We start from the raw sequence: 22,455 nt of genomic DNA, 5'->3' as shown, positions 1-22,455 counted from the left end.
CTCCGCGGATCGTCCGGCTGTCGCGGCTTACCAGCGCGCGCCGAACACCGTTTTGAGTTCTTCGATCTGCTGCGCGTCGAGCGGTTCGACGCGTTTGCCCTGCGCCTGCATGAGGAGCACGAGCCGTGCCGTTTCCTCGAGCTCTTCGAGCGCCGCGGACGCTTCGCGAAGACTGCGATGCCACACCACCGGGCCGAGCCGCTCGAGCAGCACGCCGCGCACCGAGCCCGCGAGTTCGCGCACGCGTTCGGCCACGGCGGGGTCGCCGGGACGCCGGTAGGCGACGAGCGGCACGTGCCCGACCTTCATCACGTAGTAGGGCGTGATGGGCGGCAGCACGTCGTCTTCGCGCCAGACGCCGGCGAGCGTCAGCGCGACGAGATGCGTCGAGTGCGTGTGCACGACGGCGTTCATGTCCGGCTGGTGGTCGTACACCGCGCGGTGCAGGGCGAGCGTCTTCGAGGGCCTGTCGCCGGCCACCCATTCGCCCGCCAGGTTCACCTTCGCGATGCGGGCGGGATCGAGGTCGCCGAGGCAGGCGTCGGTGGGCGTGATGAGCCAGCCGTCGTCGAGCCGCACGCTGATGTTGCCGGCCGTGCCGCTGGCGTAGCCGCGCTCGAACAGGCTTTGGCCGACGCTTGCCACGTGTTCGCGCAGCGCGCTTTCCTTGCTCATGGGCATTCCTTTCAGTGCTGAAGCGCGAGGGCCTTCGCGAAAAAGTCCGTGCCGCCGAAGTTGCCGGATTTGAGCGCGAGCGCGACGTCGCCGGCGGGTCCGTCGCCGATCGTCCACGGCACGCCCGGATCGATCGGCGCGCCGATCAGCAGACGCGAGACGCCGAGCGCGCGCACCACGGCGCCCGAGGTTTCGCCGCCCGCCACCACGAAGCGGCGCACGCCGCGTTGCGCGAGCTGACGCGCGATGCCGGCGAGCGCGTCTTCGATGAGCTGGCCCGCGCGCTCGACGCCGAGCCGCGCCTGGACGGCGTGCAGTTCGTCGGGGGCGGCCGTCGCGAAGATCAGCACGGTCTCGCCCGCATGGCGCTCGAAGAAGGCGAGCGCCTGCTCGACCACGGGCTCGCCCGCCGCGAGCGCGAGCGGATCGATGCGCAGCGCGGGGCGCTCCGCGCGCCAGTGCGCGACCTGCGCCTGGCTCGCGCGCGAACTGCTGCCGGCCAGCACGACCGCGCGACCGCCGACGGCGGGCAGATGCGCGGCCTCGCCGGCGTGCGCGAGCAGCCCGGCGCGGCGGAAGTTGTCGGGCAGGCCGAGGGCGAGCCCCGAGCCGCCGGTGAGCAGCGGCGCATCGGCGAACGCGCTGCCGAGCGTGCGCAGGTCGTCGTTGGAAACGGCGTCGGCAATGGCGAAGCGCACGCCGTCCGCGCGCAGGGCGGCGGCCGCGTCGCGCGTCTTCGCCACGCCGGCGGCGATGGCGTCGTAGCGCAGCAGGCCGGTTCGCACCGTGCTTTGCTGCGCCAGCACGCGCACGAGATTGGCGTCGGTCATCGGCGTGAGCGGATGCTTCTCCATGCCCGATTCGTTGAGCAGCCCGTCGCCCACGAACAGATGGCCGCGATACACGGTGCGGCCGTTCTCGGGGAAGGCCGGGCAGGCGATCGCGAAATCGGCGCCGAGCGCTTCCATCAGCGCCTCTCCCACGGGGCCGATGTTGCCGGCGGCCGTCGAGTCGAAGGTGGAGCAGTATTTGAAGTAGAACTGGCGGCAACCCTGCGCCTTCAGGTAGGCGAGCGCGGCCAGCGACTGCCCGACGGCCTGCGCGGCGGGAATCGTGCGCGACTTCAGCGCGATTACGAGCGCGTCCGCGGCGATCGGTTCGACGCCGTGCGGGACGTCGATGAGCTGCACGGTGCGCATGCCGCCGCGCACGAGCATGCTGGCGAGATCGGTCGCGCCGGTGAAATCGTCCGCGATGCAGCCGAGCAGCGGCACGGCGGGCGCCGGGCGGCCGGCGTTCTCCTGAATGTCTGACATGCTTTTTTCTTCCTCGATGCCGGCCGATTATAACGGCAATGTTCTGATATGGTAACTCATGATAATAAATTTGACGTAAGTGATAAACGACGTTAAATTCGTGCCGAGGCTCCCGATAGCCAACGGACAGCCAACGCAAACGGCCGGCGATCCGGCGCGCCATGCGCGGCGCCCGGGCCGCGCCCGCTGAACGACGTGCGACGCTGGCCGCCCCGGCCGGCGTCGTTGCCGGCGGCGGCCACTACAACTCTGGGGACATCCGCTCTATGAATTTCGAATTGCTATTCCGCCCGGGCGCCGATCGCGCCCATGCCGGCGCCGCGAACCGCGCGCCGGCCGTCGTGCGCTATGCGCTCACGGGCGCGCGGGGCGGCTTCGCCCGCACGCTGCTCGCGCAGACCCGGCTCATCGTCGACCGTCTCGCGCCGACCATCCTGTGCGACCTCGACCTCGCGGGGCTGCGCGCGCTGTGCATCGAGCTGGGCTACGACGCCGGCACGCTGGTCGACTGCGCGGACGCCGCGAGCGTCGGCGCGCTCGCGCCCGGCCAGATCGCGCTCGTCGCCGACGTGAGCCTGCTGGATCCGGCCCGCTTCGACATCCTCGTGGAAGCCACGGGCAACCCCTCGGTCGGTTATCGCACCGCCCGGACCGCGCTCGAGGCGAAGCGCCACGTCGCCATGGTCAGCAAGGAAGTCGATTCCGTCACGGGCGTGGCGCTGGCCCGTTTCGCCGCCAGCCGGGGCGTCGTGTATACGACCGCCGACGGCGACCAGCCGTCGAATCTCATCGGCTGGGTCACGTGGGCGCGGATGCTGGGGCTCGAGGTCGTGGCCGCGGGCAAGTCGAGCGAGTACGACCTGGTCTTCGACGAAGCCACCGGCTACGTGACGCAACTCGACCAGCGCTTTGCGGCGCCGGAGCTGGCCGGCCTGATGTCGCTCGGCAGCGACGTGCCCGCCACGCTCGCGGCGCGCCGCCGCGCGCTGGGCGGACACAAGACGTCCGCCACCGCCGACTACTGCGAAATGAGCGTGGTCGCGACCAGCACGGGCCTCGTGTCCGACGTGGAACTGATGCACTATCCGGTCGCGCGCACCACGGAACTCGCCGACGTCTACGCGTTGCGCGAAGACGGCGGCGTGCTGTCGCGCGCGGGCGTGATCGACGTGTTCAACATGCTGCGCCGTCCGGACGAGGCCAGCTTCGCGGGCGGCGTATTCGTCGTGGTCCGCACGCACGACGCGCCCACGTGGGAGTTGCTCGCGCAGAAGGGCCACGTGGTGAGCCGCAACGGCCGCTATGCGTGCCTCTATCTGCCGTATCACTTCATGGGCGTCGAGACGCCCGTCACGCTGTTCGAGGCCGTGCTGCACGGCCGGCCGTCCGGCGCCGCGAACCCGGGCCAGTGCGTCGTGCTGGCGGGACGCACGACGACCGCCATCGCGGCCGGCACGACGCTGCACATGGGCGGCCACCACCACGACGTGACCGGCGTGCAGGCGGTGCTGCTCGACCGCAAGGACGCGCCCGCGAACGTCGCGCCGCTCTACCTGGCTGCGCACGCGACGCTCGCGCGCGACGTCGAGGCGGGCACGCTGCTGACGATCGACGACCTGCGCGGCGTCGACGAAGCCCTGCTCGGCGCCTGGCAGGCAGGCTGCGCCTGATGCCGTTCGACCCGTGCGCGGTGCATGCGGCGCGCGCGGGTTCGCTCACCGAAACACCGTAAAAGACACCGAACAGAAGACGCCATGCGGGGAGACGCCGCGACGATCGCGATGGCCGTGAGCGCCATCGCGATCCTGATCATCCTGATTGCGCGCGTGCGGCTGAGCCCGTTCGTGGCGCTCACCGTGTCGGCCATCGGGCTCGGGCTGGCCGCCGGCGTCGCGCCCGCGCAGGTCGTGGACAGCTTCGCGAAGGGGTTCGGCGACGCGCTCTCGCATACCGGTCCCGTCGTGGGCCTCGGCGCCGTGCTCGGCGGCATTCTGATCGGCACCGGCGGCGCGGATCGCATCGCCAACGCGTTCGTCGGCAATCGGCCGCTCTGGCTCGCGCCGTGGACGATCTGCGCCGCGGCCCTGCTGGTCGGCATGCCCCATCTGTTCGACGTCAGCTTCATCATGCTGGCGCCGCTCGTCTACACGATCGCGCGGCGCACCGGCAGCCATCTGCTCTACATCGGCCTGCCGGTCGCGGCGGGGTTGTACGTCTCGCACGGTCTGCTGCCGCCGCATCCGGCGCCGACGCTGGCCGTCACCGCCTATCGCGCGAATACGGGGCTCACGCTGCTTTACGGACTCATCGTCGCGATTCCCGGCGCCGTGCTTTCCGGGCCGCTCTTCACCCGGCTGGCCCAGCACTTCTTCGGCCCCGCGCCCGATCTTGCCGCCGGTCCGGGCGGCACGCGCGGCGAGGACGCACGCGAATCCACGGCGTCGTTGCCGTTGTCCGTGCTGTGCCTGCTGATTCCGCCCGGCCTGATGCTGGGCGGCACCCTGGGCATGGCTCATGCCGCGAAGGGCAGCGCCGCGTTCGTCTTCTTCCAGGCGCTCAACGACCCGATCCTTTCGCTGCTCGCCGCCGTGGTGTTCGCCTATTTCGCCCTCGGCGTGCGCGGCGGCCATCCGCTCGCGGACCTGCAAAAGATGATCGGCAAGGGCATCGCGCCGCTCAGCGCCATTCTGCTCATTCTCGGCGCGGGTGGCGGCTTCCGGCAGATGCTCACGTCGATCCATCTCGACGCGATCATCGTCCAGCATTCCGCGCACTGGTCCGTGAGCCCGCTCGTGCTCGCGTGGGCGATCGCGGCGCTGCTGCGCGTCTGCGTGGGCTCGGCCACGGTCGCGACGGTTGCCGCGAGCGGCATCGTCGCGCCGCTGCTGCTCTCGCATCCCGGCGTGTCGCCCGAGCTGATGGCGCTCGCGACCGCGTCGGGTGCCGTGATGCTCTCGCACGTCAACGATTCCGGCTTCTGGCTGTTCAAGGAATACTTCCAGTTGACGATCGCCCAGACGCTGCGGACGTGGACGCTCATGCTCTCGGTGCAGTCGCTGGTCGGGCTGGCGGGCGTCGTTCTGCTCGGCAGATTCATCGGCTAAGATAGCGGCGTTTCCGCGTCCGCGAGGCCGCTGGGCAGCCCCGCGCTTCAGAGAACCTTCATGTCGAGCAGAGTCAACCCCGACGAATCCGGCACGCCGCTGATCCCCGATCAGCGGCGCGAGGCCATGCTGCGTCAGTTGCGCCGGGAAAAGGTGCTCTCCGTGCATCAGCTGATGGAGTCGCTCAGGTGCTCGCACATGACGGTCCGGCGCGACATCGCGGTGCTGGAGGAGGCCGGTCTCGTCTACACGGTGCCGGGCGGCGTGCGTATCGCCAGCCATCTGAACAGCGAGCCGAGCCACCAGTTGAAGGCCGTGGTCGAGCAGCCGCAGAAGCAGGCCATCGCGCAGCGCGCGGCCGGGGATCTGCGCGCGGGCATGTCCATCTATCTCGACGCGGGCACGACGATGCTGTCGATCGTGCCGTACGTCGTTGCGCTCAGCGACATGACGGTCGTGACCAACGACTTCGAAATCGTGCGCGAGCTTGCGGGCGCGACGCACGTCAACGTGGTCCATACGGGCGGCCAGCTCGATCACGCGAACCTGTCGAGCGTGGGCGCACTTGCTGCGGCCACGCTGCGCCACGTCGTGCTCGACATTGCGTTCATCTCGGCGAGTTCGTGGGATTTGCGCCGCGGCGTCACCACGCCGTCGGCGCCGAAAGTCGAGGTGAAGCGCGCGGCCATGGACGCCGCCTCGCGCACCGTGCTCGCGGCGGCCAGCTCGAAGTACGGGACCGTGGGACTGTACAAGGTCGCGGGGCTCGAATCGTTCGACCTGGTCATCACCGACAGCGCCCTGACGCCGGGCGCCGCGGTCGCGATCAGGCAGTCGGGCGTCGAACTGGCGCTGGCGACGGCCGGCTGACGCGCTGGGGCATGGGCGGAGGCGGGCGCCCGTCCGGCGGCACGCGAAACGGGCCGATGCGCTATCGTGACGGGCGTCCTTTCTCGTTGCCCCGGATCGACCATGCGCTTTCATCGTCCCGACCGCCCGTCTCTTTCGGATGCGTCGCGGCGCACGCGTCGGCGTTTGCTGCTGGCGGGCGTTGCCGCGTTCGCGCCGTTTTCGGGTCCGTTGCGCGCGCAGCCGCGCGCGCCCGGCGCCGGCGCGGCGACGGCCGCGTCCGCCGATTCGTCCGCTGACGCGTCGTTGCCGGTCGCAATCGACCGCCGCCGCATTCCCGCGACCGGCGAACGGTTGCCCGTCGTCGGCTGCGGCACATGGCGCACGTTCGACGTCGGCACCGACGCGGCCGCGCTCGACCGCCTCGCCGACGTGCTGCGCGCACTGTTCGCGGCGGGCGGCTCGGTGATCGATTCGTCGCCGATGTACGGCTCGTCGGAGGCCGTCGTCGGCACGCTGCTCGCGCGTCTCGACGCGCGCGACAAGGCATTCGTCGCGACCAAGGTGTGGACGGAGGGACGCGAGGCCGGCATCGCGCAGATGGAACAGTCGATGCAGCGGTTGCGGACCGGCCGCATCGACCTGATGCAGGTGCACAACCTGCTCGACTGGCGCACGCAGCTTGCGACGCTGCGCGAATGGAAGGCCTCCGGACGGATTCGCTATATCGGCATCACGCATTACACGTCGAGCGCGTTCGCCGAGGTCGAGGCAGTGATGCGTGCCGAGCGGCCGGACTTCGTGCAGGTCGATTACGCGGCCGACGACCGCGAGGCCGCCGCGCGCATCCTGCCGCTCGCGCAGGACCTCGGCATCGCCGTGCTGATCAACCAGCCGTTCGGCGGCGGCGGACTGCTCGCGCGGGTGAGCCGGCAGCCGCTGCCGGGTTGGGCCGCCGAACTGGGCTGCACGAGCTGGGCGCAGATCCTGCTGAAGTTCGTGCTTGCGCATCCGGCCGTGACCGCCGTGATTCCGGGCACGGGGCGGCCCGATTACATGCTCGAGAACGTGCGGGCGGGCGTCGGGCCGTATCCCGATGCAGCGCTGCTCGGCCGGATCGCGGCGGCGGTGGGCGGGTGACGGCAGGCCTTCGGCCGGGCGCGTGTGGGCGGGTGTTTGCCCGGAGCGAGCCGACCCGACTGTTCGTCGGCGCCGGGCGACGTGCCGCGTGCCGCCGCATTGCCGATCGTTATGCCGCCGGTGCCGCCGGGCGCCCCCAATCGGCCCACAGCTTCGCGATGGCCGCGTAGTCGTCGCGGCCGTGGCCGGCGGCGGCCGCCATCTCGTACACGCTGTGCGACGCCTGGATCGCGAAGATCGGCACGCCGGCCGTCTGCGCGAGCTGCAGCGCGAGCACCGAGTCTTTCCGGGCCGCGTCGAGCGGCATCCCGCCGGCGTAGTTGCCGCTCACGATGCGTTCTGCGTACCGGTGCGTAAGCGGTCGGTGCAGGCCCATCTGCGGGTCGGCCAGCAGCGCGACCAGCTTTTCGTGGCTGACGCCGGTCGCGGTCGCCATCGAGCCGGCTTCGGCGACGACCACCATCACCGCGTGCGCGACCGCGTTGTTGATGACCTTGGCGGCCGCGCCCGCGCCGAGCGCGCCGAAATAGACCTGCTTCCCCGCGATGGCGTCGAGCACCGGCCGGCAGGCCGCGACGTGCTCCTCGGCGCCGCCGATCAGCAGCGCCGCGGTGCCCGCGGCCATCTGGCTGACGCCGGCCATCACCGACGCGTCGATGAGGCCGATGCCGTACGGCGCGAGCAGTTTCTCGCTCGCGTGCATGTCGGCGGGGTTCACCGTGCTCGTTTCGACGACGACGCTGCCCTTTGGCAGCACCGGCGCGATTTGCCGCATCACTGCCTGCGAGACCGCGGGGCTCGGCAGCGACAGCACGACGATCTTCGTATTCTTCAGATCCTCCGGCCGGCCGATCGGGGTCGCGTCGAACGCCTGCTTCGCGCGGGCCAGTTGCGTCTCGTCCGGATCGAACGCGCGCACCGGAAAGGCCTTCGCGATGCGCTGCGCGACCAGATAACCCATGTTGCCGAGGCCGTAGACGGCCACATCCTGATGGTTTTGCATGGCTGCTCCTTGATGAGCGGACGGCGCGGCGAGCGCTGTCCGGTGAAGCCGGGGCGGCCGCCGCGAACGCGGGCCGCCCTCGAAAACGGGCCGGCGCCTCAGCGGCCGGCGGTGTCGGGCGCTCAGCGCGTGAGCGGGGCGACGTGCAGCAGTACCGTTTCGCCGTCCGAGCCCGGCAGCGCCGGATAGCGGCGCCGCACTTCGGGGTCGTGGCCGGGCACCACGCGGTTTGCGTCGCCGCCGGCGAGCCGCTGCGCCGCGAGCCAGCCGGCGGTCATCTCGCCGAGGTTGAAGCAGATCGGGAACGGTTCCCGACGCTCCATGTTCGCGTAGTAGTGGCTCGCGTCGCTCGCGAGCACGACCGGGCCGCGCGCCGTCTCGACCCGCACGACCTGCAGCCCGGCCGTGTGTCCGCCGACGTGATGCACGCTGACGCCCGGCGCGACTTCGCCGTCGCCGTCGTGGAACACGACGCGCTCCGCGTAGACCGCGCGCACCATCCGCACGACGTCCTCGACTTCGAACGCCGCGCGCGTACAGGCGAAGCACATCTGCCGGCCGGTCGCGAAGCTGACCTCGCGGTCCTGGACGTGGATGCGCGCGTTCGGGAACAGATCGAGGTTGCCCGCATGGTCGTAATGCAGGTGCGTGATCACGACGTCCTCGACGGCGGCCGGCTCGCAGCCGAGCGCGCGCAGCGCGTCTTCGACCGGACGCAGGATGGTCCGGATCCGCCGCTCGGCGACTTCGCGGCCGAAGCCCGTATCGACGAGAATCTGCCGCGAGCCGGCGCGCAGCAGCCACACGAAGTAGTCGAGCGGCATCGGCGCGTCGTGGGCGTCGCGCGGTCCGGGCGGATGGATGAAGTTGTCGCGCACCCGCCGTTCCTGGATGCCGTAGCGGAGCGCGTAGATTTCCCATTGCATGATGCTTTCCTTTTTCGATGTCCTTGCCCGGCGCCGCGAGCGCGTCGGTTCAGGCCGCGCGCGTCTTCATGGGGAAGCGGCGCTGGCTCACGCCGGCGACGAGCAGCGTCGCGATTGCCGCCATCGCGGACGCGATCAGCAGGCCCGGCGTGTAGCTGCCGGTGGCGGACTTGATCCAGCCCATCAGGTAGGGACCGGCGAAGCCCGAGAGGTTCGCCACCGCGTTGATGACGGCGATGCCCGCCGCGGCCGATCCGCCCGTGAGGAACGCGCCGGGCAGCGTCCAGAACACGGGCTGGCAGCCGTAGATGCCGAATGCCGCGAACGAGAACGTCAGTACGACGAAGAGCGGCGCATGCATGAGCGAAACCGCGCCGAAGCTCGCCGCGCCGACCGCGAGCGGGAACACCAGATGCCACTTGCGTTCGCCGAGGCGATCGGAGCGGCGACCCCACAGGACCATGCTGAGCGCGCCGACGGCCGACGGCAGCGCCGCGAGACAGCCGGTTTCGAAATTGCCGAGCCCGAACGCGTGAATGATCTGCGGCAGGAAATAGCCGACCGTGTAGTTCATGTAGACGACGCTGAAGTAGACGAGCCCCAGCGCGATGACGAGCGGATTCGCCAGCGTGCGCCAGACGCTCGCGTGCGCGTCGGCGGGTAGGGCCGCCGCCTCGCGCGCGAGCTGGACGGTCAGCCAGCGGCGTTCGTCGTCGGCGAGCCACGCGGCCTTTGCCGGCTGGTCGGTGAGCCAGACGAGCAGTACGACCGACAGCACGATGGCCGGGACAGCCTGGATCACGAACAGCCATTGCCAGCCGGACATGCCGTGGGTGCCGCCGACACCGAGCAGCCAGCCGCACAGCGGCCCGCCGATCACGCTGGCGAGCGGCAGCGCCGTCATGAAATAACCGACCACGCGCGCCCGGTACGCGTTCGGGAACCACAGCGTCAGGTAGAAGATCACGCCCGGAAAGAAGCCGGCTTCCGCGGCGCCGAGCAGCAGACGCAGGCCGTAGAACACGGTCACGTTCGACAGGCCCGTCAGCGCGGCGATCTGCGGGATGAAGCCCATCGCGCCGGAGACGATTCCCCAGCTCAGCATGATCCGCGCGATCCACAGTCGCGCGCCGAACCGGTGCAGCATCAGGTTCGACGGCAATTCGAACAGGAAGTAGGTGACGAAGAAAATGCCGGCGCCGAGCCCGTACATCTGCTCGGACAGGCCGAGTTCGCGGTTCATCGTCAGCGCCGCGAAGCCGACGTTGACGCGGTCGAGGTACGACACGATGTAGCAGACCATCAACAAGGGCACGACGCGCAGCATCACGCGCGTCATCGTCCGGCGTTCGAGCGCGTCGCTCTGGGTGGACATTGGGTATCTCCTGGAAACTGCGTCGTTGTTCTGTTGCGCCGAGCGCGGCGCATCGGTCCGCGATGGCTCGCGGCAGGCGGCGTGGCGGGTTACTTCGCGACCGCGAGCGGCGCGTCGTGCAGGCCGAAGTACAGGCTCTTCACCTGCGCGTAGAGGCGCAGCCCGTCGATGCCCTTTTCGCGGCCGATGCCGCTGTTCTTGAAGCCGCCGAACGGCGTGCTGGTGACGGACTGTTTGTACGTGTTGATCCATACCGAACCGGCTTCGATCGCGCGGCCGATCCGCCAGGCGCGCTTGAAGCTCTCGGTCCAGATTCCGCACGCGAGGCCGAACGCGGTGCCGTTGGCCTGCTCGACGAGATCGGCTTCGTCGCGAAACGGCAGCGCGACCAGCACCGGCCCGAACGCCTCTTCCTGGCACGACGCGGCGTGCGGGCCGAGGCCGTCGATCACCGTCGGCTGGAAGAACGCGCCGCGCGCGTATTCGGCGCCTTCGGGAATGCCGCCGCCGCACAGGATGCGGCCGCCCTCGGCGCGCGCGCGCTCGACGAAGCGGACGACCCGTTCGCGATGGTGGAGCGAGGCGAGCGGACCCATTTCGACGCCGTCTGCGTCGGGCGGCGCGACGCGCAGGCGCTTCGCGCGCTCGACCACGCGCCCGAGCACCTCGTCGTAGATGGGTTGTTCGATGAACAGACGCGAGCCGGCCACGCACGATTGCCCGGCCGAACCGAAGATGCCGGCGACGACCGCGGCCACCGCGTGATCGAGATCCGCGTCGGCGAACACGACGTGGGGCGACTTGCCGCCGAGTTCGAGCGCGGCCGGCACGAGCCGTTCGCCGGCAATGCGGCCGATCGCGCGGCCGGACACCGTGCCGCCGGTAAACGAGATCATCCGCACGCCGGGGTGGGCGACGAGGGCCGCGCCGATTTCGGCGCCGCGGCCCTGCACGACCTGCAGCAGGTCTTCTGGCAAACCGGCCGCGAGCGCGATGCGCGCGAGCTCGGGCGCGAGCAGCGGCGAATCCTCGGACGGCTTGAGCAGCACCGCGTTGCCGGCCGCGAGCGCGGGCGCGACCTTGGTCGCGTCGTTCATGATCGGCGAGTTCCACGGCGTGATGGCCGCGACGACGCCGAACGGTTCGAGCACGGTGAACGACACGTAGTCGCCGCGGCGCGGCGTGACGTCGGTTTCGATCGTTTCGCAGACCGACGCGTAGTAGCGGAACGTGCCGATCGCCGAGTCGACCATGCCGCGGCATTCGCCGAGCGGCTTGCCGTTGTCTCGCATCTGCAGGTGCGCGAGCGATTCCTTCTCGGCGGCGAGGCCGTCGGCGATCGCGTGCAGCACCGCGGCGCGGCGATGTGGCAACAGGGATTTCCAGCCCGAGTGACGGAAGGCGTGCCACGCCCGCTCCACGACGGCATCGAGCTCGGGCAGCGTAGTCGTGCGGACCCGGCCGACTTCTTCGCCGGTTGCCGGATTGATGCTGACAAGATAGTCGTTCGCGGTCATGAAGCGATCCTCATTTCAGATGACAGATCGCCAGTCTGTATCCGCGGCTTCGCCGCTGGCAACCAGCGCGTTGTCGGCATTAATGGCAATAAGATTATCGATAACGAAGCGGCCGGATCGGCGCGAAATCGGCGCAGAAGGACGTGCCATCGGCGTCGATTCCGCAGCGATGTGGGCGATACAGGGTTTCCCCTGATCGGGCGGCGATGTGCGTGAGCGGGTCGGGAACGATGTCGATGCGGCGGTACAATGGCGTTTTTGTGATCTCACGCGAACCGCCGCGCTGCCGGCTATCCGTTCGCGGAGGACCGGATGCCCCCTTCCAGATGAGTAGAAATCCTTTCGCCAACGGACCGCGCTCCGTTTTCGAGGACGGCTTGCCGGAGCAGGTACAGGCGGTCATCGAGGCGATCGAAACCGACGTCATTCGCAGCCGGATCCTGCCGCGCACCCGGTTGATCGAAGATCATCTGATGGAGGACTACAACGCGAAGCGCCATGTGGTTCGCGCGGCGTTGCTGGAGTTGCAGCGGCTCGGCGTGGTCGTCAAGCCGCCGCACGTGGGCGCGCAGATTCGCCGGTTCGATGAACAGGAACTCGACGATCTGTACCGGATGCGCAGCGTGCTGCATCACGCCGCGGTCGCGATGATCCGGCTGCCGTTGCCGCCCGGGCGTTTCGCGCTGCTGGAAGCGACGATGCGTGCGCATGCCGATGCCGCCGCGTCCGGCGACCTGATCGCGATTCACCGTACCAATATGGCGTTTCACCGCGAACTGTACGGGCTTTGCGATAACCCTTATCTGGCGGATTCGATCCGCCTGCACGACTGGATCAGCTTTCCCGTGCGCGCGTACGGCGTCGCCGACGCCGGCGCGCTCGAACAGGCTTGCCGCGAGCACGCGGACATGGTCGAGGCGGTGCGCAACGCGGATCGCGAACGCCTCGACTGGCTGTCCCAGGCTCACATGGAGCGGGCCAGGTCGATCTACGTGAAGAAGTTTCTGGTGCGGTGATTGATCGGGCGGGCGTTACATCAGCACGATGTCGTACTGCTCCTGACTCAAATTCGACTCCACCTGCAGCGACACGGGCTTGCCGATAAAGTCGATCAGCATCGCCAGATGCTGCGACTCTTCCTCGAGGAACAGATCGACGACCTGCTGCGAGGCGATCACGCGGAATTCGCGCGGATTGAACTGGCGCGACTCGCGCAGCACCTCGCGCAGGATGTCGTAGCAGACGGTGCGCGCCGTCTTCACCTGGCCCTTGCCCTGGCAAATCGGGCAGGGTTCGCAGAGCACGTGCGCGAGCGATTCGCGCGTGCGCTTGCGCGTCATCTCGACGAGCCCTAGCTGCGAAAAACCGTTGACCGTCACGCGCGTGCGGTCGCGCGAGAGCGCCTTCTTCAGTTCGCCGAGCACCTGGTCGCGATGCTCGGCGTTCTCCATGTCGATGAAATCGATGATGATCACGCCGCCGAGGTTGCGCAGCCGCAACTGCCGCGCGATCGTGTGAGCGGCTTCGAGGTTGGTCTTGAAGATCGTGTCGTCGAAGTTGCGCGCGCCGACGTAGCCGCCCGTGTTCACGTCGATCGTCGTCATCGCCTCGGTCTGGTCGATCACGAGGTAGCCGCCCGACTTCAGGTCGACCCGGCGCGACAGCGCGCGCTGGAGTTCGGCCTCGATGCTGTAGAGCTCGAAGAGCGGCCGCTCGCCGCTGTAGTGGTGCAGCTTCGACGAGACGGCCGGCGTGAACTCGGCGGCGAATTCGCCGAGCTTCTGGAACGTCTCGCGCGAATCCACCTGGATGCGCATCGTCTCGTCGTTGACGAAGTCGCGCAGCACGCGCTGCGCGAGGTTGAGGTCCTGGTAGAGCAGGCTCGTGGCGGGCAGGCGCTGGGCCTGCGCGATGATCGTCGACCAGGTCTTGCGCAGATAGGCGACGTCGGCCGCGAGCTCGTCGACCGTCGCGTCCTCGGCGATGGTGCGCACGATGTAGCCGCCTTTCTCGTCGGGCGGCAGCAAGGCCGTGAGCCGCGCGCGCAGCGCCTCGCGTCCGGCCTCGCTTTCGATCTTCTGCGAGATGCCGATGTGCGGCTCCTGCGGCAAATAGACGAGCGTGCGTCCCGCGATGCTGACCTGGGTGGACAGCCGCGCGCCCTTGGTGCCGATCGGATCCTTGATGACCTGCACCATCAGCGACTGTCCTTCGAAGACGGTCTTTTCGATGGGCTGATGGGCGACCGGATGATGCGTGTCCTCGCCGATGCGCGGATGCCAGATGTCGGCGACGTGCAGAAAGGCCGCGCGTTCGAGCCCGATGTCGATGAAGGCGGACTGCATGCCGGGCAGCACGCGCACGACCTTGCCGAGATAGACGTTGCCGACGCGTCCGCGCGAAAGCGTGCGCTCGACGTGAAGCTCCTGGACTGCGCCTTGCTGGACGAGCGCGACGCGCGTCTCCTGCGGGGTGACGTTGATCAGGATTTCTTCGTTCATGGTGTCGTTCTTGGCGGGTCCAGGCGGGACTAGAAGTCGATGCCGGCCGCGCGCAGCAGGGCGGCCGTTTCGAAAAGGGGCAAACCCATGATACCCGAATAGGACCCGTCGATCCGCTCGACGAATTCGGCGGCGCGGCCCTGGATGCCGTAGGCGCCGGCCTTGCCGAACGGCTCGCCGCTCGCCACGTAGCGCGCGAGCGCCTCGGCTTTCGCGGCGGCGAAACGCACGCGCGAGCGCGAGAGCGCGCCCGGCAGCAGCGTGCCCCGCGCGTCGATCACGGCGACGGCCGTGAGTACTTCGTGCTCACGGCCGGCGAGGCGCGCGAGCATGGCGAGCGCGTCGTCGGCGTCGGCGGGTTTGCCGAGAATGGCGCCGTCGATCGTCACGGTGGTATCGGCGCAGAGGATCGGCGCGTCCGGCCGCGCGGCGCCGTCGAGCACGGCGGCCTCGGCATGCCGGCGGCGCGCGGCCTGCGCTTTCGCCACGCAAACGCGTACCACGTAGTCGGCTGCGGCTTCGCCGGGCAGCACGGCTTCGAGTGCCTCGGCATCTTCGTCGGGCCGCGGCAGCAGCAGTTCGAAGCGCACGCCGATCTGCTGCAGCAGTTCGCGGCGGCGCGGGCTTTGCGAGGCGAGATAGACGAAGGGGAAGGTCGCGGCGGGAGCCAGGGGCAGGGGCATCAGTCGGTCTCGGCGGAAGCGGATGAAAGCGGACGAAAGGAGCGCGTCGGCCCGGCCGCGGTCGCGCGGCGTTGCGCGGTGCCGACGACGTCGTCGGCGGCGGGACGGGACCGGGCGCGCGGTACGCTCATACGCGGTGGTACGGATGGTTCTGCGTGATGGTCCAGGCGCGATAAAGCTGCTCGGCGAGCAGCACGCGCACCATCGCATGCGGCAGCGTGAGGCTCGAGAGGCGCAGCAGCAGGTCGGCGCGCGCCTTCAACGGCGGGTCGAGCCCGTCGGCGCCGCCGATCAGGAACGCGACGTCTCGTCCGTCTTGCTGCCACTCGGGCAGGGCGGTCGCGAGCTGCAGGGTGGTCCAGTCCTTGCCGCGCTCGTCGAGCGCGACGATGCGCGCCTGCTTCGGCAGCGCCGCCTCGATGCGTTGCCGCTCGGCGGCCATCACGCTCTCGGCGGACCGGCCCGACGAGCGCAGTTCGGGTTTGATCTCGCGTAGCTCGATGCGCAGCTCGGGCGGCATGCGCTTCGCGTATTCGTCGAAGCCCGCCGCGATCCAGTCCGGCATCCGGTGGCCGACGGCGACGACGTGGAGCTTCATGGCGAGCAGCGCGTCCCTTAGCGGCGCCGCGCCGCGCTCTTGCGCGCGGGCTTCGCGGCCGGCGCGGCTGCGGCTTCGTCGTCCTCGTCGTCGTCGAGCGGCTCGGCCGGCTGCGCGAGCCTGAAGCCGCCGGGGCCCGAGAGCTTCACGCGCACCGGCTTGTCGCCCCAGATTTCCTCGAGGTTGTAGTACTGGCGCAGCGCCGGCTGCAGGATGTGGACGACCGCGTCGCCGCAATCCACGAGCACCCATTCGCCGGTGTCCTCGCCCTCGGTGCTGACGATCTCGCCGCCGGCTTCCTTGACCTTCTCGCGCACGTGCGAGGCGAGCGCCTTGGTTTGCCGGTTCGAGGTGCCGCTCGCGACGATGACGCGGTCGAACAGTTCGGTCAGGTGGCTCGTGTTGAACACCTTGATGTCCTGTGCCTTGACGTCTTCGAGGCCGTCGATGATGACGCGCTGCAGTTTGCGGATGTCCATGAATTACCCGTGGTACAGATGATGTTGAAGAATATAGTCCCACACCGCCGCGGGAATATGGTCGGCGGCGCTCGCGCCCGGGCCGCCGCGATGATGCTCGGCGACGCGTTCGCGCAATTGCCGGCGGATGTCGGTGGCCGAGACGTCGAGCGCGAGCGCGGTGTCGATCAGCAGATGGCCGTGCGCGCTCGAGCGCAGCACGTCGGCGGCGGCGCCGCGTGCGGCGGCCTCGGCCGCGACGGCCGGCGGCACTGAGGCCAGTTCGAAGCCGGGGCGGGTGGAGGCGCCGATGTGCGCGTAGTCGAAGAGCCGCCGCCAGTCGTTCCACGAATCGAGATGCAGGAGCTGGTCGGCGCCGATCAGCAGCGTGAGCGAGGCGTCGTCGCCTTCGCGTTCCCGCCAGCGGCGCAGCGTGTCCACTGTGTAGGTCGGCCCGTCGTGCTCGATCTCGTCGGTGTCGACGCTGACCGTGACGCCCGGCAGCGCGAGCGAGGCGGCCGCGGCGCGCGTCATCGCGAGCCGGTGTTCGGCCGCCGACACGTCGGGCTTCTGCCAGGGCTGGCCGGCCGGCAGCAGCACGAGCTCGGTCAGCTCGAGCACGTCGGCGAAGCGCCGCGCGAGCGCGAGGTGGCCTTCGTGGATCGGGTCGAAGGTGCCGCCGAGCAGGCCGATGCGGCGGGCGCGGGGCGGGAGGGCGCGAGCGGAGGGCGTCGTCACGGCGTCAGACCCAGTCGCGCGGGGGCAGGAAGTCGGTGTAGAGCCGCGCCTCGGGCGAGCCCGGCTGCGGCTGCCAGTCGTAGCGCCAGCTCGCGCCGGGCGGCATCGACATCAGGATCGACTCGGCGCGTCCGCCGCTCTGCAGACCGAACAGCGTGCCGCGATCCCAGACGAGGTTGAATTCGACGTAGCGCCCGCGCCGGTAGGCCTGGAACGCGCGCTCGGCCTCGCCGTACGGCAGCGCACGGCGCTTCTCGACGATCGGCAGATACGCGTCGAGAAACGCCTCGCCGACGCTTTTCGTCGTCGCGAACGCGCGCTCGAAACCGGGCTCGGAGAAGTCGTCGAAGAAAATCCCGCCGATGCCGCGCGCTTCGTTGCGATGTTTGAGGAAGAAGTATTCGTCGCATCCGCGCTTGAAGCGCGGGTACAGGTCCGCGCCGTGCGGCGCGAGCGCGTCGCGGCAGACGCGGTGGAAATGCTGCGCGTCGTCCTCGAAGCCGTAGTAGGGCGTGAGATCCATGCCGCCGCCGAACCAGAAGACGGGCGCCTCGCCCTCGCGCGTCGCCGCGAAGAGGCGCACGTTCATGTGCACGGTCGGGCAGTACGGGTTGCGCGGGTGCAGCACGAGCGACACGCCCATCGCCTCGAAACCGCGGCCGGCCAACTGCGGCCGCGCGGCGCTCGCGGACGGCGGCAGCGCGGCGCCGGACACGTCGGAGAAGCCGATGCCGGCGCGCTCGAAGAACTGGCCGCCCTCGAGAATCCGCGTGCAGCCGCCGCCGCGCAGCGCGCCGCCGTCGGGGCGCTGCCAGGCGTCGGCGGCGAACGTGGTGCCGTCGAACGCGCCGAGCGTGTCGGCGATCTGCGTTTGCAGGCCCTGCAGCCAGGTGCGCACGGCTGCGCTGTCGTGAGTCGAGTCGGTCATCGGTGAGAAGGGGGCGGCGCCTTGAGCGTCGCGGAATCGTTCGGATCGCCGGCGGGAGACTGTCCGCCTGCGAGGGCGCGCCGACAGCGGCAGTGTAGCGCCGATCGGACCCCGGCCGGGGGCGGAGTCGCATGTCGGGCTCGCACCGGGAGCCGGCGCCGGACGCGCCTTTTCAGGCTTGCCTATCGTTCCGGGCGAGGGCGCGTAGCGCAGGAGGGTGTCCGGACGCGCGCCCGGCGGCGCGAACGGGTCGCCGCCGGGCGCGCGGAGCCCCGTCAACCCTGCTGCTTGCGGTTCGCCGCGCGGTAGCCGATGTCGTGACGGTACTGCATGCCGTCGAACGAAATCTGGTTGACCGTTTCGTAGGCGACGGACTGGGCGCTGCGCACCGAGTCGGCGAGCCCGACCACGCAGAGCACGCGGCCGCCCGAGGTGACGAGCTTGCCGTCCGTGAGCGTCGTGCCCGCGTGGAACGTCACCGAGTCGGCGGTTTCGGCCGGAATCTCGCTGATGCGGTCGCCCTTGCGCGGCGTGTCGGGGTAATTGTGCGCGGCAAGCACGACGCCGAGCGCCGTGCGCCGGTCCCAGTCGAGCTCGACCGTGTTCAGCGTGCCCGCGATGGCCTGCTCGACCACCTTCGAGAAGTCGCCCTTGAGCCGCGCCATGATCGGCTGCGTTTCGGGGTCGCCCATCCGGCAGTTGAATTCGAGCGTCCTCGGGTTGCCCTGCGCGTCGATCATCAGGCCCGCGTAAAGGAAGCCGGTGTAGCGGATGCCTTCCTTCTCCATGCCGTTGACGGTCGGCAGGATGATCTCGCGCATCACGCGCGCGTGCAGTTGCGGCGTGACGACGGGCGCGGGCGAGTAGGCGCCCATGCCGCCCGTGTTCGGGCCCTGGTCGCCGTCGGCGAGACGCTTGTGGTCCTGGCTCGACGCGAGCGGCAGCACGTGCATGCCGTCGACCATCACGATGAAGCTGGCTTCTTCGCCCGCGAGGAACTCCTCGATCACGACGCGCGCGCCGGCGTCGCCGAGCCTGTTGTCGGCGAGCATCATGTCGATGGCCGCGTGCGCCTCGTCGGCCGTCGTCGCGACGACGACGCCCTTGCCGGCCGCGAGGCCGTCGGCCTTGACGACGATCGGCGCGCCCTGCGCGTCGACGTAGGCGTGCGCGGCGGCGACGTCCGAGAACGTCTCGTAGGCGGCGGTCGGAATGCCGTGGCGCTTCATGAACGCCTTGGCGAAGTCCTTCGAGCTTTCGAGTTGCGCCGCTTCCTTCGTCGGCCCGAAGACCTTCAGGCCGCGCGCGCGGAAGCGGTTGACGAGGCCGGCGGCAAGCGGCGCTTCCGGCCCGACGAGCGTGAACGCCACCTGCTCGCGCTCGGCGAAGTCGGCGAGCGCGTCCGGATCGGTGATTTCGACGTTGGCGAGCCGCTCGTCCAGCGCGGTGCCGCCGTTGCCCGGCGCGACGTAGACGAGCTGCACGCGCGGCGACTGCGCGAGCTTCCACGCGAGCGCATGTTCACGGCCGCCAGAACCGACGACGAGTAACTTCATGTGATTCCCCGAAGACTTGAAAACAGTGACGGCCGACGGCTCAGCGAGCGTATCGGCCGCGCAATTGTGCATGATGCGCGCAAAGCCCGACCCCGGCGTGTGCGCGACCCGGCGCGGCGTTCAGGCCGTGCGCGCGGCGCAGTCCCGCGCGCGCCGCGTCGCGGTGTTCCGCGCCGGGCCTTCCGTGCCCGTCGCGTCTCGCGGCATCCGGCCCTTCACTCGTCGTCGATCGACGCGTTCGTGAACACTTCCTGCACGTCGTCGAGATTTTCCAGCGCGTCGAGCAGCTTCTGCATCCTGATCGCATCCTCGCCGCTGAATTCGACTTCGGTCTGCGGCTTCATCGTGACCTCGGCCACTTCGGCCTTGAAGCCGGCGGCTTCGAGCGCGGCCTTCACCTTCGGAAAGTCGTTGGGCGGGCAGACCACCTCGATGCTGCCGTCGTCGTGGGTCACGACGTCGTCGGCGCCGGCCTCGAGCGCGGCATCCATCAGCGTGTCTTCCGGCGTGCCGGGCGCGAACAGGAACTGGCCGACGTGATCGAACATGAACGACACCGAGCCGTCCGTGCCCATGTTGCCGCCGAACTTCGAGAACGCGTGCCGCACTTCGGCGACGGTGCGCGTGCGGTTGTCGGTCATCGTGTCGACGATGATCGCGGCGCCGCCGATGCCGTAGCCCTCGTAGCGGATTTCCTCGTAGCTCGCGCCGTCCACGCCGCCCACGCCGCGCTGGATCGCGCGGTTGATGTTGTCCTTGGGCATGTTCGCGTCGGTCGCCTTGTCCACGGCGAGGCGCAGGCGCGGATTCGTGTCGATGTCGCCGCCGCCGAGGCGCGCCGCCACCTGGATTTCCTTGATGAGCCGGGTCCAGACTTTGCCGCGCTTCGCGTCAGCGGCTGCTTTCTTGTGCTTGATGTTGGCCCATTTGCTATGACCCGCCATACCTTTCTCCGTCGCATGCGCCAGCGGGGCGCACGCATAGTGCAAGTATCGTTGCGATTGTCGCCGCCGTCGCGAACGCGCCGCGCGCAGGCAATGCCGGCCTCGGTTCCGTTCGGGGTGCCGTCCGCGTGGTTTCGTCCGTGTATCCGCCTGCGCGCCCGTCGCGCGGATCGCCCCTGTGCGACCCATGCTGGCCGGCGGTTCGCGACCGATCGGGGTTCCGTGCCGGCGCCGTCGGGCCCAGGACCGGCCCGAACCGCGGCGGGGGAGAGCGGCCGGCGCCGTTGCCCACGCCGTTGTCCCGGCTGTTGCCACGTCCTTGTCCCGCTACCACTTCTCTCGCTACGGTTCCATGACGGGAGCCATGCCGGCCTCGGCGCGATTTTTCAGGTGGATTCGAATTTTATCACGCCGGGACCCGGCGACTGCGCCCCCTGTATGGTCGGGACGGTTTTCGGCGGGCATTTTCCCGGGCGGCCGCGCAGCGCAAGGCGGGTCGGGGTCATGATGCCGTTTGCCGGTCTGCTGGCCTCAGTTCTTGGTGCCGAACAGCCGGTCGCCGGCGTCGCCGAGACCCGGCACGATATAGGCGTGCCCGTTCAGGTGCGAATCGAGCGCCGCGACGTAGAGCTTCACGTCCGGGTGCGCGCGGCTGAACACCTCGACGCCCTCGGGCGCCGCGACGAGCGCGAGGAACAGGATGCGCGAGCCGGGCACGTTGCGCCGCTTGAGCACGTCGACGGCATGCACGGCTGAGTTGCCCGTCGCCACCATCGGGTCGCAGATGATGAACGTGCGGTCCTCGACGTCGGGCAGGCGCACGAGATATTCGACGGGGCGGTGGTCGGCGTCGCGATAGACGCCGATGTGCCCGACGCGCGCCGACGGAATCAGCTCGAGCAGCCCGTCGGACATGCCCACGCCCGCGCGCAGCACCGGCACGATCGCGAGCTTCTTGCCGGCGATCACGGGCGCGTCGAACTCGACGAGCGGAGTCTGCACGCGCCGCGTCGTCATCGGCAGCGCGCGCGTGATCTCGTAGCCCATGAGCAGCGTAATCTCCCGCAGCAGGTCGCGGAACGCCCGGGTGGACGTGTCCTTGTCGCGCATGTGCGTGAGCTTGTGCTGGATGAGCGGGTGATCGAGGATGACGAGGTTCGGGAAGCGGCTGTCCTGTTTCATGGCGGGGCGGGGGACCGGATGCGAGGCGGCGGCTCGAGACCGAGTATAAGGGAAGCGAGAGGAAGCCGAAGGCCGGGCGCCAAAAACGTCGGCGGGCGCGGCGGCGCCGATTCTTCTAGAATCGGGAAAGACCGGCGGCGCGATCGACGCGCACGACACAGACTGGAGAGGAGCCTGAATCGATGGACATGGGTATCGCAGGACGGACCGCGCTCGTGTGCGCGGCCAGCAAGGGGCTCGGACGCGGCTGTGCCGAGGCGCTCGCGGCGGAAGGGGTGAACCTGACGATCGTCGCGCGCACGGCGCAGACGCTCGAGGAGTGCGCCGCGCAGATTCGCGCGAAAACGGGCGTCGAGGTGCGTACGCTGGCCTGCGACATCACCACGCCCGAAGGCCGGGCCACGGCGCTCGCCGCCTGTCCGCAGCCCGACATTCTCGTGAACAACGCGGGCGGTCCGCCGCCGGGCGACTTCCGCGAGTTCTCGCGCGACGACTGGATCCGCGCGCTCGACGCGAACATGCTCACGCCGATCGAGCTGATCCGCGCGACGCTCGACGGCATGATCGCGCGCGGCTTCGGGCGCATCGTCAACATCACGAGTTCGTCGGTGAAGGCGCCCATCGACGTGCTCGGCCTTTCGAACGGCGCGCGCTCGGGGCTGACCGGCTTCGTCGCCGGCATCGCGCGCAAGGTCGCCGCGACCGGCGTGACGATCAACAACCTGCTGCCGGGCTCGTTCGAGACCGACCGGGTCGTCGGCACGCTCGCCGCCCAGGCGAAGGCGCAGAACATTCCCGTCGAGGAGGCCCGCCGGCGGCGGCTCTCCGGCATTCCTGCCGGCCGCTTCGGCACGCCGGACGAGTTCGGCCGCGCCTGCGCGTTTCTTTGCAGCGTCCACGCGGGCTACATCACGGGGCAGAACTGGCTCATCGACGGCGGCACCTACCCGGGGACGTACTGA

Annotated in this window: 22 protein-coding genes; 6 read left to right on the top strand and 16 right to left on the bottom strand. The window is 69.7% G+C overall.

Annotated features, from left to right (window positions below; all coding sequences use genetic code 11):
• Positions 1-27: 27 nt before the first annotated feature.
• Positions 28-675 (bottom strand): 3-oxo-tetronate 4-phosphate decarboxylase, encoded by a 648-nt coding sequence (gene otnC / locus CY652_RS17665; RefSeq protein ID WP_102132012.1) that lies wholly within the window; start codon positions 673-675, stop codon positions 28-30.
• Between the two features lie 11 nt (positions 676-686).
• Positions 687-1,991: a 3-oxo-tetronate kinase gene (gene otnK / locus CY652_RS17660; RefSeq protein ID WP_102132011.1), complete on the bottom strand. Its 1,305-nt coding sequence runs from the start codon at positions 1,989-1,991 to the stop codon at positions 687-689.
• Between the two features lie 266 nt (positions 1,992-2,257).
• Here otnK and CY652_RS17655 point away from each other — a divergent pair, with 266 nt between their 5' ends.
• From CY652_RS17655 to CY652_RS17640, 4 genes are all read left to right on the top strand, one after another.
• On the top strand, positions 2,258-3,661 hold the full coding sequence (locus CY652_RS17655) for a homoserine dehydrogenase (RefSeq protein WP_102132010.1): 1,404 nt from the start codon (positions 2,258-2,260) through the stop codon (positions 3,659-3,661).
• 84 nt (positions 3,662-3,745) lie between these two features.
• Positions 3,746-5,095: a GntT/GntP/DsdX family permease gene (locus CY652_RS17650; protein ID WP_102132009.1), complete on the top strand. Its 1,350-nt coding sequence runs from the start codon at positions 3,746-3,748 to the stop codon at positions 5,093-5,095.
• 60 nt (positions 5,096-5,155) lie between these two features.
• Positions 5,156-5,965, top strand: coding sequence for a DeoR/GlpR family DNA-binding transcription regulator (locus CY652_RS17645; RefSeq protein ID WP_102132008.1), 810 nt, complete (start codon positions 5,156-5,158; stop codon positions 5,963-5,965).
• 297 nt (positions 5,966-6,262) lie between these two features.
• A complete protein-coding gene (locus CY652_RS17640; protein WP_374703672.1) occupies positions 6,263-7,084 on the top strand; it encodes an aldo/keto reductase in 822 nt (273 codons plus the stop codon).
• Positions 7,085-7,193: 109 nt separating this feature from the next.
• Here the strand turns inward: CY652_RS17640 and CY652_RS17635 are convergent, their stop codons facing one another.
• From CY652_RS17635 to CY652_RS24900, 5 genes are all read right to left on the bottom strand, one after another.
• On the bottom strand, positions 7,194-8,087 hold the full coding sequence (locus CY652_RS17635; protein WP_102132006.1) for an NAD(P)-dependent oxidoreductase: 894 nt from the start codon (positions 8,085-8,087) through the stop codon (positions 7,194-7,196).
• Positions 8,088-8,209: 122 nt separating this feature from the next.
• Complete coding sequence (locus CY652_RS17630; RefSeq protein ID WP_102132005.1) at positions 8,210-9,013, bottom strand: N-acyl homoserine lactonase family protein; 804 nt, start codon at positions 9,011-9,013, stop codon at positions 8,210-8,212.
• 49 nt (positions 9,014-9,062) lie between these two features.
• Entirely contained in the window at positions 9,063-10,388 is a 1,326-nt protein-coding gene (locus CY652_RS17625; RefSeq protein ID WP_102132004.1) for an MFS transporter, read from the bottom strand.
• 89 nt (positions 10,389-10,477) lie between these two features.
• Positions 10,478-11,905, bottom strand: coding sequence for an aldehyde dehydrogenase (locus CY652_RS17620; RefSeq protein WP_102132003.1), 1,428 nt, complete (start codon positions 11,903-11,905; stop codon positions 10,478-10,480).
• Between the two features lie 15 nt (positions 11,906-11,920).
• Positions 11,921-12,055, bottom strand: a complete 135-nt coding sequence (locus tag CY652_RS24900) for a hypothetical protein (protein WP_258002349.1) — start codon at positions 12,053-12,055, stop codon at positions 11,921-11,923.
• Positions 12,056-12,117: 62 nt separating this feature from the next.
• Here CY652_RS24900 and CY652_RS17615 point away from each other — a divergent pair, with 62 nt between their 5' ends.
• Positions 12,118-12,921 (top strand): GntR family transcriptional regulator, encoded by an 804-nt coding sequence (locus CY652_RS17615; protein ID WP_219723753.1) that lies wholly within the window; start codon positions 12,118-12,120, stop codon positions 12,919-12,921.
• A 15-nt stretch (positions 12,922-12,936) separates the two neighbouring features.
• Here CY652_RS17615 and rng read toward each other — a convergent pair whose 3' ends face one another.
• The 9 genes from rng to upp form a co-directional block, all read right to left on the bottom strand.
• Complete coding sequence (gene rng / locus CY652_RS17610; RefSeq protein ID WP_102132001.1) at positions 12,937-14,406, bottom strand: ribonuclease G; 1,470 nt, start codon at positions 14,404-14,406, stop codon at positions 12,937-12,939.
• 29 nt (positions 14,407-14,435) lie between these two features.
• On the bottom strand, positions 14,436-15,089 hold the full coding sequence (locus CY652_RS17605) for a Maf family protein (RefSeq protein ID WP_180970651.1): 654 nt from the start codon (positions 15,087-15,089) through the stop codon (positions 14,436-14,438).
• Between the two features lie 127 nt (positions 15,090-15,216).
• Entirely contained in the window at positions 15,217-15,687 is a 471-nt protein-coding gene (gene rlmH / locus CY652_RS17600; protein ID WP_102132000.1) for a 23S rRNA (pseudouridine(1915)-N(3))-methyltransferase RlmH, read from the bottom strand.
• A gap of 17 nt (positions 15,688-15,704) precedes the next feature.
• On the bottom strand, positions 15,705-16,166 hold the full coding sequence (gene rsfS / locus CY652_RS17595) for a ribosome silencing factor (RefSeq protein WP_102131999.1): 462 nt from the start codon (positions 16,164-16,166) through the stop codon (positions 15,705-15,707).
• 3 nt (positions 16,167-16,169) lie between these two features.
• Positions 16,170-16,883, bottom strand: a complete 714-nt coding sequence (locus CY652_RS17590) for a nicotinate-nucleotide adenylyltransferase (RefSeq protein ID WP_102131998.1) — start codon at positions 16,881-16,883, stop codon at positions 16,170-16,172.
• A 4-nt stretch (positions 16,884-16,887) separates the two neighbouring features.
• Positions 16,888-17,811 carry an oxygen-dependent coproporphyrinogen oxidase gene (gene hemF, locus CY652_RS17585; RefSeq protein ID WP_102131997.1) on the bottom strand — a complete coding sequence of 308 codons (924 nt, stop codon included), beginning with the start codon at positions 17,809-17,811 and terminating at the stop codon, positions 16,888-16,890.
• Positions 17,812-18,086: 275 nt separating this feature from the next.
• Positions 18,087-19,367 (bottom strand): phosphoribosylamine--glycine ligase, encoded by a 1,281-nt coding sequence (gene purD / locus CY652_RS17580; protein WP_102131996.1) that lies wholly within the window; start codon positions 19,365-19,367, stop codon positions 18,087-18,089.
• 215 nt (positions 19,368-19,582) lie between these two features.
• The gene (locus CY652_RS17575) at positions 19,583-20,311 is read right to left on the bottom strand and encodes a YebC/PmpR family DNA-binding transcriptional regulator (RefSeq protein WP_102131995.1); all 729 of its coding nucleotides are present in this window, start codon (positions 20,309-20,311) and stop codon (positions 19,583-19,585) included.
• A gap of 531 nt (positions 20,312-20,842) precedes the next feature.
• Complete coding sequence (gene upp, locus CY652_RS17570) at positions 20,843-21,493, bottom strand: uracil phosphoribosyltransferase (protein ID WP_102131994.1); 651 nt, start codon at positions 21,491-21,493, stop codon at positions 20,843-20,845.
• A gap of 182 nt (positions 21,494-21,675) precedes the next feature.
• Between upp and CY652_RS17565 the strand changes: the two genes are divergently transcribed.
• Complete coding sequence (locus CY652_RS17565) at positions 21,676-22,455, top strand: SDR family oxidoreductase (RefSeq protein WP_102131993.1); 780 nt, start codon at positions 21,676-21,678, stop codon at positions 22,453-22,455.

It is taken from the genome of Burkholderia sp. WAC0059 (genome assembly GCF_002870125.1).
Classification (GTDB): Bacteria; Pseudomonadota; Gammaproteobacteria; order Burkholderiales; family Burkholderiaceae; genus Paraburkholderia.
The sequence above is the reverse complement of the archived record's forward strand: the minus strand, read 5'-3'. Positions and strand labels throughout refer to the sequence as shown.